This is a genomic window from Marinicrinis lubricantis, from assembly GCF_042658665.1.
In the GTDB taxonomy this organism is placed as follows: Bacteria; Bacillota; Bacilli; order Paenibacillales; family KCTC-33676; genus Marinicrinis; species Marinicrinis lubricantis.
The window spans coordinates 1-13,317 of the sequence record NZ_JBHSQV010000001.1 but is presented as its reverse complement, the minus strand read 5'-3'; the positions used below and the strand labels follow the sequence as shown (position 1 = coordinate 13,317).

Here is a 13,317-nt window from a genome sequence, read left to right as displayed (position 1 = left end):
TTCGCAGCCGCCTTGGCAGGAGAAGCAGTCTATTATTGCATAGCTTAGGGTAGGAGGGAATCCGTGTTGAAGCTTCCTTTAAAACGAATCATGATGACCATCTACGCCATATGCATATTGGTCATCCTGTATCAATACAGCCAGGGAGACGAGGGAGGCCCTGCCGCAGAGCGTAAAATGACATTAACGTTTCGCCATTTTTGGATACAAGAGCACGACCAGCCGATCGAAACCATTATTGAGGATGTGGTTGAGAGGTTCGAAGCGGATTATCCCCATGTGAATATTGACTTCGAAGGACTGGATCAGACGATTCATCGAGAACAAAAATTAAAAAGCGAGATGGTCACAGGCAATCCCCCGGATCTTTTCGCACTGTTCGGCGGAACGGAAATCGAACCGTATGTGCATGCGGGGAGACTGCTTGATTTGACTGAATTCGTACAAGAGAATGGGCTGCAGGAGAAATTTAAAGATCTACAGCTTTGGACATTTGATGGACATATTTACGGATTGCCTCTGGAGGGGAATGCCGAACCGCTGTTTTACAATAAGCGAATATTCGATCAGCTGGGTATAGCCCCGCCGGAAACCATCTCCCAGCTAACGGAGGCCATTGCTGTTTTGAAGGAGAACGGATACATTCCTTTTGCACTGGGTAACGAGGATCGCTGGCAGGCAGGGGTATACGCACACTATGTGCTGCAGCGGTTTGCTGGAGATGAACCTATGAATGATATTATCAGCGGACAAGGAACGTTCATTACGCCGCCCTATGAGCTTGCCATGCAGCAATTGGAACAGTGGGCCCGAATGGGGGCTTTTCCGGATGAAACGAATACGATGGACGGGAATGCTGCCATTAGACTGTTTACAAACGGCGAGGCCGCGATGTACTTGAATGGCAACTGGGATATTACGCTGTTTCAAAATGAGATGGCACCGCGTTCTTTTGCTTATGACGTAGGCGTGATTCCGTTTCCTTCTGCGGAGGACGCGAAAGAAGGTGCTGCAGGGAAGCTTGCTGGTGGATATACGTTCGGCATCGGTCTCTCCGCTGATTTGCAGGGAGAAGAGAAGGAGGCAGCTCTAGAACTGTTGTCTCGAATTTATACGGCAGACGTTCAGAAGAGGTTCGTGTATGAAGGGCTTCGGCTTCCGTCTATGGAGATGGAGATTGATGCGAACCAAACGGGACCTGTATTCCCTCAAGTGGTGCAATTGATTGAATCGAGCTCCGGCACATTCGTTCCTTATGACAATATGTTGCAGCCGGAATTGAAAGAAGTGTTTCTAGATTCCATTTCCCAGCTGCTCGGCAATCGTTGGAGCGCATTGGCTGTATTAAGCGAATTGCAAAAAGGATATGAGGAATATTGGAGGCGCAGAGGAGATTTCTCCTATAACGTACAGGTGACGGGAGGTCAATTCCATGAACAGAACATTCCGCGTGCTGTTGGCAGATGATGAGTACATCATTATCCAAAGCCTAAAGAAAGCCATTCCATGGGAGGCGCTTCAGATGGAGGTCGTTGCGGAAGCGAAAGACGGAGAAGAAGCATACCGTCTCATACAGGAGACGCGGCCGGACATCATCTTGACCGATATTCGCATGCCGATTGTGGATGGGCTGATGTTGATGGAACGGGTTCGAAAGGAGCATCCGAACACCTTGTTTATTGTCATCAGCGGCTATGGCGAGTTCGAGTATGCGAGAGAGGCGCTCCGAATGGGGGCGTTCGATTATGTGCTGAAGCCGATTGATCATGAGGAGCTGCTGGAAACCGTTCGGAAGGCAGGGGAAAAGCTGCATCGGCATTATGAGGAGCTGGAGCTGCAGGAGCGGCTTAAGCATTCCCTTGGCACACTGTCGGCGGTAGCGAGAGAAAGGCTGTATTTGCAGCTGATTGAAGGCAATCAACAACCGTTTAACCAGATGTATTGGCTGGAGCAGGATCAGCTGAACGAAGCGTATTATGTACTGCTGGTGCAGCTGGATCAATATCCATCCTTAGCCCGTAAATGGCGGCAGGAGGAGAGAAGGCTGTGGCTGTTCGCGGTAAGGAACATCTTGCAAGAGTATGGCGAAACGAGCGGAGCCAGATCGGTGTTCCCCTTTCACAGCGGGGAGTGGCTGCTCGTGTTTGCCGATGAGCCTGATGTGCGGAAGCGGGAGCGGGGGGAAGAGATCGTTTCCATCGTCAAAAGACACACCAAGCTCTCTTGCTCTGTCGGGGTCAGCACGGTGTGTCAAGGCATGGAGAAGCTGGGTGAATGCTATCAAAGCGCACAGGACGCACTCATGGAGCGGTTTTATCAAGGGCACGAAGGCGTATACTTGTTTCAGCCGCGGGGACAGCAGGTTCTTGGCAGCGTTTACCCGCTAGATTTGGAAGGGAAACTGATTCAAAGCGCGAAGACCCTGGATGAGCAGCGGATTTACCAAATCATGGATGAACTGAAGTCTCGCTGGCATGCAGCGAGCTATGACAAGGAGCAAATTCAAAGCTGTATGATTCAGTTGATTGTCGTGCTTTACCGGGAGTTAGAACATCTGTATTCATTTCAGGAGCCGGTAGACACGCTGATAACCGGCATATATGAATCGGAGACGCTGGATGAAATGCTTTCTTTCGTTTCCTCTTCGCTGTTGACGTCGATTCAAGGGTTGAAGCAAAGGCAGTCGCGGTACGATAACGGTCAGCTGATCGATAAAGTGAAGAAATATATTGAGGATCATTATAATCAAGATTTAAGCGTGGATGAGGCAGCCGAGGTGGCAGGCTTAAGCTGCAGCCATTTCTGCACGTGGTTTAAGAAGGAGACGGGACAGACCTTTCTCGAATATTTGACGGGATATCGAATGAACAAGGCGTGCTATATTTTAGCCCATTCCGATGTGAAGGTATATCAAACCGCGCCGCTCGTAGGCTACCAGGATTCCAAATATTTTACACAGGTATTTAAGCGAATGATCGGCATGACGCCAACGGAATATCGAGAAACGGCTGCGTCAAGCGGCGAGTGATTAGATCAGAGGATAATGAATGAAAGGGGCAGTGATCGCCCCTTGATGCGCGGTTACGTTGCGGGCATGTCCCAGATCGCAGGATCCCCGCCAAAAGAACCCAGCGATTCGTAATGCAGCTCCCATGTCCCCTCTTGAGCAGGAACATCGAAAAAGAGAGAGCCCTGAATTTTCTTGCCGGCAGGAATTTCACCGGACAGCTCCATCTCGTCGGAAGGCAGTGCATGCTGCACTTCAAATCCATCGGCATCGTACAGCTTGAATTCTAAAGCATCTACGAAGAACTGCTCTTCATTCGTATTTTCCACAATCACATCGATTTTGACGGCATGGTCTTGTTCAAGGGGAGAAAATTCATTGATTGTGCCGGTGAACTTTTCGATACCTGTGATCGTAATTTTGGCCCCATCTACATTTAACGTATCGCCCACCTGTGCATTCCCAGCGCCTTCTTCGCCCGCTTGATCTTCTGCATTTTGATTGCCATTGCCCGGACTTTCTTCATTTTGATCTGTATTCTGTTCTTGATCTGCACCGTCGGTATCTTCTATTCGTTCTTCAACCTCTGGACTCGGATTGTTTTCTTCAACGTCTTGACCTCCGCAGGCTCCAAACAACCCTGCAATGATGACTATTGCCGCCAATACGCTTGTCAGCTTTCTCATGGTTATACCTCCAATGCCGGTAGGGTAGAGTTGGAGCCGATGCAAAGACGCTGCTATGCAGCACGGCAGCAGCGCCTCGCTTAAGCTATGCCTCGTTTTCTCTTTTCTTCAGCTTCCATTTGCGGTCTTTGTTCGTCGTTTCAGGAAACTTGTCCCCTTTGGACAGTGTTACTTTCTTCGGGTTCTCGATGCCCATATGAAAAGCTGTTTCCCCGATCTCGATGTACGTGCCGTTGTTCGGTGCCTTGTCCCCAGGCTCGAATTCTGTTCTTTCACCCATCGCACTATAGCCTCCTTTTCCTAGATATTGAAGCCACATCTATCGTTAGTTTGATCAGGACATCTGAAAAACATGTATAGCTATGAAAAATAGTTTGCCTAGGCGAGGTATATTTGGTATAGTGTATAGATGCGAGTAAAAATATTTTCCTCGCTCCTTGCTCCAAATTCAGATGGAGGACAAGAATCTACCGTCTGAAGCGTGGGGCCGTTTAGTCCAAAAGGAGGTGAATCGAATGCGCAAATATGAAATGATGTACATCATTCGTACGGATATCGAACAAGAAGTGATCGATGCGACGGTTGAGAAGTTCAAAGGCATCATTGAAGCGAATGGCGGCGAAATCCAAAAGCAAGACGTGATGGGTAAACGTCGTTTGGCGTATGAGATCAATAAATTCCGCGATGGAGTATATGTTCTTGTGAACTTTACTGCTCCTAAAGAAGTCGTAGCGGAATTGGATCGCGTACTGCGTATCACAGACCAAGTGATTCGTCACTTGATCGTAAGTGATGTTGTAGCGTAAATGGCCGGAAACTATCGCTGGAGGGGATTTCATTGTTAAACCGCGTAATTTTAATCGGAAGATTGACTCGGGATCCTGAGCTTCGTTATACACCTTCCGGTGTCGCTGTAACTCAGTTTACGCTGGCTGTAGATCGCAATTTCACCAGTCAACAAGGGCAGCGTGAAGCGGATTTCATCCCGATCGTCACTTGGAGACAGCTGGCTGAGACGTGTGCCAATTACTTGCGTAAAGGCAGACTGACAGCGGTGGAAGGACGAATTCAAGTTCGCAGCTACGACAACAACGAAGGTCGACGCGTATATGTGACGGAAGTTGTCGCTGACAACGTTCGTTTCCTTGAATCGAATCGCAGCGAAGGCGGCGGTAGCTATGGCGGTCAAGGCGATGGTTATTCCCGTTCCGAAGGTCAACGCGCTGGAAACAATGACGATCCGTTTTCCGATGACGGAAGACCGATTGATATATCGGACGATGATCTTCCGTTTTAGAGAGCGTAACATCTGAGAGCAAGAAAATGCTTTAAGACCTCAGTAAAATCAAGGGGTTTTAAAGCATTTTAACTGTGTAATGGTAATCTTCATTTACGACCAGCATCCACGGTTTATTAAGATCGCACGATGTTGAGTAAAATGTGTAATATGTTATGACAGTCAATGTAGTCTAGTGATGATGACCATCCTTATTTCAAGATGTGGGTACAGCCCCGTAGTGAGAAGTTGGGGATAGCCAGAGAAAGCTTATTACGTTTGACCAATATGCATAATGAAAGGAACGAGAGTATAACAATGGCATTTGCACAAAGAAATGACGAAGAACGTGGCGAAAGAAAGTTTGCTCCACGTAGAGGTGGCAAAGGTAAACGTAGAAAAGTTTGCTACTTTACAGTCAATAAAATTACTCATATTGATTACAAAAATACGGAAGTTCTTAAAAAGTTCATTAGTGAACGGGGGAAGATTCTTCCTCGCCGTGTGACTGGAACAAGCGCAAAATATCAACGTGCTTTAACAGTTGCAATTAAACGTGCTAGGGCGGTAGCGTTGCTTCCGTACACAACGGATAATATCTAGGAAAAAGGTGTGTTGGCCTTATGGCAACACACCTTTTTCTATGGCAGCACAAAAGAGTTCATTGTACCCGCGGCGGAAGAGCATTGCATATGCGAATCGTTCCTTTTGTTTCTTGAGTTTAGTCCGGAACTCAACTATGATAATTGACAATTAGCTCCATAATAATAGATGATGGATGATATATACACTCAAGTTCGGTTAAAGTGGGAAAACATTGGCTGAACATCATATAGTATTGATCTTGGTGGTGATGAATATGGGTAATCTGAAAATTGAAAAAACTCTCAATGAGGCCGGAAAACGAAATGTAGTAGTTGTGGATGAGGACTACAACATTGTCGAGGAAATAACATTGTTTCTTCACTATTTAGAAGAGAAGGGGCACTCTGAGAACACAATCGAAGGTTATAGTAGAGACTTAAAGGAATATTTCACTTGGTTAAACGAAGTGGGGCTTAAATTTTACGAGGTTAGGAAAGCGGATATGTTTTCTTGGCTTGAGTATTTGAAAACGAAAGTCGGAAAGACGGACAAAGAAAAATCTGCAAAGACAAAGAATAAGTATATGGCAACAATAGCCTCATTTTATCGATATTATGAAGTGATTGGGGGCTTTGTGACGGAGAACCCATTAACTTATAAAGATGATTCAAAAAACAGACATTTCCTAGTTCAGAAAGTTAGTCGTAAAGATATGGGTTTTAATTTCTTCCGAGTTAAAGAGAAAAAATCAGTTAAGGGTAAGCGTTTGACTCGGGAACAGGTTGAAAAGCTCTATCAAGGACTTGAGATGTTACAGTCAGATGAGAGCTTGAATGCCCGAAATCGGTTATTGTTCAGATTTCTTTATGAAACGGGTTGCCGGATTAGTGAGGCATTAGGTCTTCGTATAGGTGATTATGAGATTCAAACAAAAGTTGGGGTTATAAAGGTAAAAGAGCATGATTCACTATACCATAAAGACCACAACATCAAATCACTAGAAAGGGAAATACCCGTCAGCAGAGATATTGTCTTTGCCATAGAGGATTATATCTTGTATCATCGCCCTGATGATGGAAAACATCTTACGATATTTGTGAATCATGAAACCAGCCCTGGCCAATATATGATCCGCGATACGATAACAAAGCTCTTTAATAAGCTATCTGAACAAGTGGGTATTAAATGCACTCCTCACATGCTTAGGCACACCCATGGAACCGAACTCACCGAATCGGGATTTGATATGCGTTATGTCCAAGATAGGTTAGGTCATAATGATGTTAAGTCTACGAGTAAGTATCAACATTTGTCGCTTGAAGCGAAAACAACGGCATATGAAAGCTTCATGCGTCAGAGAAGGAGCGCGGAGTTGAATTGAGTAGAGCGTATATTTCAACAGTTGATACAAAAACTGATAGATGGGAGGTTCCGTATCAATCGAGTTATGGTGATAAATTATCTTTTGAATTTTCATATTTGCCAAATAAATGGTTCAAGAAAATACATAAGCAAATAACAATTGAATGCATGAGTCTAGGGAAGCCGAGCGTCGAAACACTGTATCGATATAATTATTCATTGAAACGGTTCTTTGAATTCCTGAAAGAATACAACTTGAAAATTATGGATTATGCCGATTTATCGCACCAAATCACTCAAATGTATATTTATTATTTACAACAGATTCATTTAGCAAACTCTACAAGATCGGTTGCTATGTCTGCACTAAAATGGGTAGTAGAACATGGGCAGTTTTTTGAGTATGATGGTTTTCCGGAGGGACAGGTTTTTGATGGAGATGAGTACCAAGCACTGAAGCAAGATGATGTTTTAAGGACAAGGTATATACCCGATAATGTAATGGAACAGATTGAAATAGCTTTAAAAAAGGAGAATAACATCCTCTTGAAGTCTATTGTGGAGATCGGCATCGATTCGGGAATAAGGCTTTCAGAGGTTTTGGACCTAACCGAGGGTTGTATAACTGAAGATTTTACAGGAAAACCCGTATTGTATGTTTTCTCTCCGAAAAATAAGGCTGACAGATATATCCCCGTATCAAATCGAGTCAAACGGGCAGTTCAACTACTTGAACAATACTCAGAAGTGGCCAGGAAAGAACTTGCAACAAACTACATTTGTCTTTACTGGCAAAAACGGAATATACGGTACGCCAGACTGCTCCAAAAAATATTTCGAGATAAACTTTATCGGTTTGTCAAAAAGCATGATATCAGAGATAACAATGGCGAATTATACCCATTAACCTTTCACGCATTTAGGCATACGCTTGGAACGGACATGCTAAATAAGGGCATGAGCATGTTTGAAATTCAAGAATATCTAGGTCACGAATCATTGCACTCCACAAGCTTATATGCAAAAGTCCAAAATCCAAAAGTTGAAAGCGAATATAAAAAGCTTGGATTTATCGGCATGATAGTCAAGGAAATCAGTGATAAGGAACTTGGTCAAGGAAAGAATCTCGACACGGAAACGCTATTGTCTGCTTCATTGCCTGATGGGGCTTGTCAGAAGCCGATAAATAATGAGGGCAAGATATGCTCTAAATTTAATATGTGCGTGATCTGTCCTAAGTTTATCACGACTCCCGAACACTTACCAATTCATAAAGACCATTTGGATCGTCTCAGAGCCAACAGAGAGGCATATATGGCTCAGGAGTATATCGGGACGACACATCATCTTGAGACTGTTGAATACGCCTTAGAAACGATTATAGAGCGTTTGGAGGCGATGCAGAGTGGTCGAGAGAATAAAACTTAAATTATTTGATTACGATCCCTTGACCCCCCAATCAGATTTCCGTTGCGGTAATAGTAAATTCTCAGACAATGTATGGGATTTTAACGGATTTATTAATGTAGAGCATTTGTCTGGCAAGAGGCTTATGATTGATTTTGAATTTGTTGTTGATAAGCCCAAAATGCTAGAAGTAATAAAATGGTTTATGCACCATGAGTTAACCACGGGCAAGTTTTCAACTGCCAAACGAAATTTAGACGGTGTTGTTCGATTTTCTAAATTTATAAAAGAATATGCGCCGGAAGTGGAGTCGTTTTCAGAAATTGATCAGATTTTATTGGAGATGTATTTTACGTATTTGCCTGAAGCGAAAAGCGAGACAAGCGGTCAGTTAATAAGTTCTGTTTCAATCAAGAAAAGTGCATTGGCGTTAAAAGAAATCTTATTAAAGGGAAATATTAAAGGCTGGGATGTTCCAAAAGATGTTCGATTTGTTCAGGGTATGTACAATGAGCTCATTATTAATAACAAAGCGTTAAAGAAGGATGCCAAGCAAGCAGAGCAAGTAAACATTGATAAAATTTCGGACGAACAGTTGATCGATCAGATATTGCGTAAAGCAGTAAGTGATTTAGATATGGACGAAAATATACTTGTTGCAGCTAGCGTAGTAGTTGGATTGCAGCTTGGACTTCGCATTAGCGAAATCATTACGATGTATAATGCCTCCATTGAGCCAATTGGCGGAGAAACTAAATTGGTGTATAACACCGGTAAATTGCAAGCCGAACCTACGAGGGTGTATAAACCAGCGAATGCCCTTGTCGTACAAGCCATTACGAAAGTAGAAAAATACACGGCTCCGTTAAGAAAAGAATCGGGCTTACCGTATTTATTTCTTAATCGAATACGTAATGTCAAAGGATATCCCGTGGGTATAGTTTCCCATGCAAATTGGTCAAAGAATTTTTTAAGACCCTGGCTTCAAAAACACAATCTCCGATATAAAAATGGAGATATTGCTGATTTTTCATCTCATACATTCCGCCACGCTTGCGCTACGTATGCTTTAAAAGGCGGGGCCTCTCTGGAAACCATACGGGAATTGTTAAATCACAAGTCCATTAGAGGTACACAGCACTATACACACCTGCTTCAAGAGGATGTAAGGAACAAGTTCGCGAAAGTATTCAATGAAGGCGCAGTTCTTGTTGGTAAGCAGGCTCTTCAAATAAAAGAAAAACTTAAAGTAAAAAACCCATTCAAAGGAAAGACCATCGAACAAGTTGATAAATTGCGTAAAGCGCATAAGATTCAAATTTTGTCACATGGACTTTGTCTTCACCATCCAATGCGAAATGAACCTTGTGAAGGCGACGGGGTATGTTTAGGATGCCGCAATTTTTTGACTACTCCGGACTTTCTTGAAGTTCATAAAGGCCGGTTGAAAAAAATTCGTGGCGAATTGGCATCTGCACCTGCTGGAGGTCCTTATGAGAACAAGTTAAAGACAATTGAAAAATACCTCGTAGGAATTATTGATGAGTTGGAAACCCAGGTGAATTATTCCGGAATTGATAATCATTCAGATTATAATATCACACCAAGCGAATGGGAGGGAATGGCATGAGTGACCCTTCTAAAGAAAATAAACTCGTTACGCTGGAGCGTATCGAACAAGCGATAACCAATCTTCGAAAAGGAAAGAAAAAACTGTCCATATCAGCGATTGCTAAAAAAGCTGGCATTGAGCGAAAGACGATCTATAATCGTCCTGATCTTAAGGAACGCTGTGATCAAGCCATTTTGCTGCAGATGGAAATTGAAAAAGGGGCAGAAGAAATTGCAGCTACTGCAATCGAAACGTCAACCAGACCAAGCAGTAAAAGATTGCTTGAGAATCGGTATGAAAAAGTTAAGCAGGCGCTTCAGAATGAGAAGGAAAAGAACGAGAAACTTCTGGAAATATGCAGAAAACATGTCATAGAGAAAGCACAACTAAAATCTCGTATCGAATATTTAGAAAATAAAATTCAAGAACTAAGGGAGAGACAATTGAAACCATTCCAATAAAGGCTTGTGCTTGACCGCCACCATGTGACGAGCCGCACGCTGGGAGTCGCGCGCGGCCAATAGAANGCTATCCCCGATTTCATTTCAACAAGGGGAAAGCATTCCTTGTATCGCTCATGCCGTATCCATAGAGGCAGGGAGGGAGATATTATGATTTTTCTTTGGGCTTTTTTGGTGGGAGGTGCAATCTGTGTTTTCGGACAATTTTGTTTTGATGTCTTGAAACTTACACCGGCCCACACCATGACCCTGCTTGTTGTATTGGGCGCGATTGTCGACGGAATTGGATGGTATGATCCGCTGATTGAATTTGCCGGGGCAGGAGCATCGGTCCCGATTACAAGCTTTGGTAACGCGCTTGTCCATGGTGCGCTTCAAGAACTAAAGAGCAATGGCTGGATTGGGATCATCACCGGAATTTTCGAAGTGACCAGTGCCGGAATATCCGCAGCGATTATTTTTTCGTTTCTCGCTGCATTGTTTGTAAAACCCAAAGGATAATACGGGGCTCAATCCGAATTTCGTTGGCTAAAATACACTGTAACGGCCGGTCAGGGCGATCCCTAACCGGCCGGTTTTGATTATGAGAAACATTTACTTGTTCCAATCTGTATGGAATGTCCCCATCGATAATCTCAAAGGTTACGTTGACCAAGCTATAAAAGCCATATACTGTCAGACGCTATTTATTTCGGTTCCTATATTCTCCATCGCTTCTTTGGTTCTCTCCATCAAACTCGGCTCGGTTGGAACTTTTTTACTTGCCTTGCCATCCAATACTATTGGAGATTTATTACTTGCCGTTTTGATTCGGTGTTTAAATTGTGATTTAAGTTCGCTTTTTTCCATATTTTCTCCTTTCCATTTGCCATTTTCAGAATATGTAACTGATATTATTCCGATATTCATATCCTTTATACATCATCGGAGTCAGTAGACGGTCGGCGCTTCGGTTGGTGAACCATCGATCTTACCCTTTTGGTCCAAAGCATATCAAGGAAATGGCCGAACTGTGGAATGTAAGCGAAGAAGATCTTCCGATCGGATCAGAAACTTCTCGTAGGTGATGCCGGACATATCGGCTGGCCTGCCTTTGGACACCCTCTTCCATTCCTCAAAACACTCCTCTGGTATACGGTAAGAAATCAAGATACCAAAATCGGATTTTACGCCTACCGAAGGATCAACTTTGGGACATCATCGGATTCGTGTAAATGTTCAAAAAGACGCCGATTCTCCCTGCTCCATCAACTCAGTAATTTCCTCAATGCCTTGGAGAAGTACAATGAGTTGTGTTGGCTGGTCAATAAAGAACTGATTGGCCGGTTGGTACTGGCATTGGCATACACGAACCAAAACTGGAAGATCCCCATACCTGCAAAGTATTACTCCAAACGGTTATGCAGAGATTTGCGCTTAATACATATAAGACGCTGACCGGATTAGGCCTGCGTCTTATATGTTTAAAAAGTATTGTAAATATTTTCGCATTCTACACCTGTCGGTTCGTAAAAGCAGTGGCTTTTGTATCTTCCGACAAAAGGCTGATTGTACCATGTCGAAGGGCAATTTGCGGGGGGTTTGAAATACCACAAAGCGAATTTAGCAGGCCATGGTCGCTCACCGTTAATTGACTTTCGTGCAAGGCGTCTATCTTTGTCCCTTGCCTTTTGATAAAAGTAACCGTGTATGGTTGCTTCAAACGCATGCGGCTGAAATACCATTTGCGGAATCGTACGAATGCCTTTAAAATCGGAGCAGTTTGCCCGAATCCGATTAATTCCTACAGCCCCGACGAGCAGCATTCCTTGTTCGCCTTCCCCTTCCGCTTCGGCTCGAAGCAATCTTGCCAACAGATCTATATCACTTGCCCTGGCTTTGACAACGGCCATTGTATCACCTCATTTTAGTATTCAATATATTCCCATTGTTCTATTTAGCCGCACGCTGGGAGTCGCGCACGGCTAATAGAAATAAACATAAATAAAGGTTTCGTATACATGCCATATAAGCAGCAACCCTTACCCGTATAGGAACGCAACACCTTACAATCCGGCGAGCTTTTGCAGCCGTTGGGCAATCTGCATAAAATCCTCATTCGAGATGCCAGGGGCAAATTCTTCCGGCACTTCTTCAAGATCGGGCACTTCCCCTCCTTGGGGAACTCCTCTGACGACTTCCAATCGCTCTCCGTCGGAAGGGTGGGATCCTTTCCAGATTTGAGCGATATCTTCATAGTCTGAATCGCTAAACGTATATAACTTTCGATGAATTCCCTGTTCTTCGTATTTGCGGGTCGCATCAAATGCCCGATTCTCTAGATTGGGAATAGGGAGCATTTTTTTGACGTCGACTCCGGTCATGATTTCGAGCGCCTTCGCGTAAGCAAGCACATGAACTCCCCCGCGGACCAGCAAGTAACCCGTCATTTCGCGGGCGACAGGATGATCTGTCATCTCGTACACGCGCATCTTATGGGTGCGGGCGCCGCATTCGAGAAAAAAGTTATGCAGCAGATCAAGTACCAGATTGCCACTGTTAAAGACATAATCACCGTTCCATGCTTTGCCCATCGAATCGCCGGGCAACGAGGTTTGAGCCGTTGCAATAAAATGGTAGGTATTGCGTTTGTCAAGCCCGTTGCGCAGAGGAGCCGCATCCGGATCTGCCGGAAATGTGGAACCGGACAGGCATAAATTAATGGAATTCATCACCAATTCCACATGGCCAACCTCCTCCGCCGTAATGCTGGCCACAAGTTCATAAAAGGGCTTCAGCTTTTTTTTGCTGCGAAAATTCGAAGATTGGACCAAATAATTATTCAACGTAGACATCTCCCCGAAACGGCCGCCTAATAGTTCCTGCACAGCCGCCGCGGCGTTGGCGTCCGGATGTTTGGGAACAGGCAATGCAATGGGCAA

15 protein-coding genes and 1 pseudogene are annotated in these 13,317 nt (G+C 44.2%); 11 read left to right on the top strand and 5 right to left on the bottom strand.

Features of this window, described 5'->3' with window-relative positions:
• The first annotated feature begins 66 nt into the window (after nt 1-66).
• Both ACFPXP_RS00080 and ACFPXP_RS00075 read left to right on the top strand, forming a co-directional pair.
• The gene (locus ACFPXP_RS00080; protein ID WP_379891238.1) at nt 67-1,467 is read left to right on the top strand and encodes an ABC transporter substrate-binding protein; all 1,401 of its coding nucleotides are present in this window, start codon (nt 67-69) and stop codon (nt 1,465-1,467) included.
• A complete protein-coding gene (locus ACFPXP_RS00075; protein WP_379891236.1) occupies nt 1,433-3,028 on the top strand; it encodes a response regulator in 1,596 nt (531 codons plus the stop codon). The genes ACFPXP_RS00080 and ACFPXP_RS00075 overlap by 35 nt, the downstream gene beginning before the upstream one ends.
• 53 nt (nt 3,029-3,081) lie before the next feature.
• Here ACFPXP_RS00075 and ACFPXP_RS00070 read toward each other — a convergent pair whose 3' ends face one another.
• Nucleotides 3,082-3,693, bottom strand: a complete 612-nt coding sequence (locus ACFPXP_RS00070) for a DUF4352 domain-containing protein (RefSeq protein WP_379891234.1) — start codon at nt 3,691-3,693, stop codon at nt 3,082-3,084.
• An 85-nt stretch (nt 3,694-3,778) separates the two neighbouring features.
• Nucleotides 3,779-3,973 (bottom strand): YjzC family protein, encoded by a 195-nt coding sequence (locus ACFPXP_RS00065; RefSeq protein ID WP_379891232.1) that lies wholly within the window; start codon nt 3,971-3,973, stop codon nt 3,779-3,781.
• Between the two features lie 235 nt (nt 3,974-4,208).
• On the opposite strand from ACFPXP_RS00065, the gene rpsF reads away from it, so the two are divergent.
• The 9 genes and pseudogenes from rpsF to spoVAE all read left to right on the top strand — a co-directional run bounded on the left by rpsF (nt 4,209) and on the right by spoVAE (nt 10,897).
• Nucleotides 4,209-4,499 carry a 30S ribosomal protein S6 gene (gene rpsF / locus ACFPXP_RS00060; RefSeq protein ID WP_379891230.1) on the top strand — a complete coding sequence of 97 codons (291 nt, stop codon included), beginning with the start codon at nt 4,209-4,211 and terminating at the stop codon, nt 4,497-4,499.
• A gap of 32 nt (nt 4,500-4,531) precedes the next feature.
• A complete protein-coding gene (ssb, locus tag ACFPXP_RS00055) occupies nt 4,532-4,990 on the top strand; it encodes a single-stranded DNA-binding protein (RefSeq protein ID WP_379891228.1) in 459 nt (152 codons plus the stop codon).
• Nucleotides 4,991-5,287: 297 nt separating this feature from the next.
• On the top strand, nt 5,288-5,572 hold the full coding sequence (rpsR, locus tag ACFPXP_RS00050; RefSeq protein ID WP_023559051.1) for a 30S ribosomal protein S18: 285 nt from the start codon (nt 5,288-5,290) through the stop codon (nt 5,570-5,572).
• A gap of 214 nt (nt 5,573-5,786) precedes the next feature.
• Complete coding sequence (locus ACFPXP_RS00045) at nt 5,787-6,935, top strand: tyrosine-type recombinase/integrase (RefSeq protein WP_379891225.1); 1,149 nt, start codon at nt 5,787-5,789, stop codon at nt 6,933-6,935.
• A complete protein-coding gene (locus tag ACFPXP_RS00040) occupies nt 6,932-8,344 on the top strand; it encodes a tyrosine-type recombinase/integrase (protein ID WP_379891223.1) in 1,413 nt (470 codons plus the stop codon). Before ACFPXP_RS00045 ends, ACFPXP_RS00040 begins: the two co-directional genes overlap by 4 nt.
• Nucleotides 8,322-9,953, top strand: a complete 1,632-nt coding sequence (locus ACFPXP_RS00035; protein WP_379891221.1) for a tyrosine-type recombinase/integrase — start codon at nt 8,322-8,324, stop codon at nt 9,951-9,953. The genes ACFPXP_RS00040 and ACFPXP_RS00035 overlap by 23 nt, the downstream gene beginning before the upstream one ends.
• Nucleotides 9,950-10,396 (top strand): hypothetical protein, encoded by a 447-nt coding sequence (locus ACFPXP_RS00030; RefSeq protein ID WP_379891219.1) that lies wholly within the window; start codon nt 9,950-9,952, stop codon nt 10,394-10,396. The genes ACFPXP_RS00035 and ACFPXP_RS00030 overlap by 4 nt, the downstream gene beginning before the upstream one ends.
• A gap of 52 nt (nt 10,397-10,448) precedes the next feature.
• Nucleotides 10,449-10,550 (top strand): annotated as a pseudogene (locus tag ACFPXP_RS00025) (hypothetical protein); the annotation flags it as partial.
• Nucleotides 10,547-10,897 (top strand): stage V sporulation protein AE, encoded by a 351-nt coding sequence (spoVAE, locus tag ACFPXP_RS00020; RefSeq protein WP_005832063.1) that lies wholly within the window; start codon nt 10,547-10,549, stop codon nt 10,895-10,897. The pseudogene ACFPXP_RS00025 and the gene spoVAE, both read left to right, overlap by 4 nt.
• Nucleotides 10,898-11,071: 174 nt before the next feature.
• On the opposite strand, the gene ACFPXP_RS00015 is transcribed toward spoVAE, so the two are convergent.
• The 3 genes from ACFPXP_RS00015 to ACFPXP_RS00005 all read right to left on the bottom strand — a co-directional run.
• On the bottom strand, nt 11,072-11,305 hold the full coding sequence (locus ACFPXP_RS00015) for a hypothetical protein (protein ID WP_143767919.1): 234 nt from the start codon (nt 11,303-11,305) through the stop codon (nt 11,072-11,074).
• A 554-nt stretch (nt 11,306-11,859) separates the two neighbouring features.
• Nucleotides 11,860-12,288 carry a cell wall hydrolase gene (locus ACFPXP_RS00010; protein ID WP_005832064.1) on the bottom strand — a complete coding sequence of 143 codons (429 nt, stop codon included), beginning with the start codon at nt 12,286-12,288 and terminating at the stop codon, nt 11,860-11,862.
• Between the two features lie 153 nt (nt 12,289-12,441).
• A partial coding sequence (locus ACFPXP_RS00005; RefSeq protein WP_379891216.1) for a manganese catalase family protein occupies nt 12,442-13,317 on the bottom strand: 876 nt, incomplete at its 5' end.

What these genes read in the sequence shown, in the direction of transcription:
- ACFPXP_RS00010 (WP_005832064.1), bottom strand. Translation starts at nt 12,288, where the DNA reads ATGGCCGTTGTCAAAGCCAGGGCAAGTGATATAGATCTGTTGGCAAGA.
- spoVAE (WP_005832063.1), top strand. Translation starts at nt 10,547, where the DNA reads ATGATTTTTCTTTGGGCTTTTTTGGTGGGAGGTGCAATCTGTGTTTTC.
- ACFPXP_RS00075 (WP_379891236.1), top strand. Translation starts at nt 1,433, where the DNA reads ATGAACAGAACATTCCGCGTGCTGTTGGCAGATGATGAGTACATCATT.
- ACFPXP_RS00015 (WP_143767919.1), bottom strand. Translation starts at nt 11,305, where the DNA reads ATGAATATCGGAATAATATCAGTTACATATTCTGAAAATGGCAAATGG.
- ACFPXP_RS00070 (WP_379891234.1), bottom strand. Translation starts at nt 3,693, where the DNA reads ATGAGAAAGCTGACAAGCGTATTGGCGGCAATAGTCATCATTGCAGGG.
- rpsF (WP_379891230.1), top strand. Translation starts at nt 4,209, where the DNA reads ATGCGCAAATATGAAATGATGTACATCATTCGTACGGATATCGAACAA.
- ACFPXP_RS00030 (WP_379891219.1), top strand. Translation starts at nt 9,950, where the DNA reads ATGAGTGACCCTTCTAAAGAAAATAAACTCGTTACGCTGGAGCGTATC.
- rpsR (WP_023559051.1), top strand. Translation starts at nt 5,288, where the DNA reads ATGGCATTTGCACAAAGAAATGACGAAGAACGTGGCGAAAGAAAGTTT.
- ACFPXP_RS00065 (WP_379891232.1), bottom strand. Translation starts at nt 3,973, where the DNA reads ATGGGTGAAAGAACAGAATTCGAGCCTGGGGACAAGGCACCGAACAAC.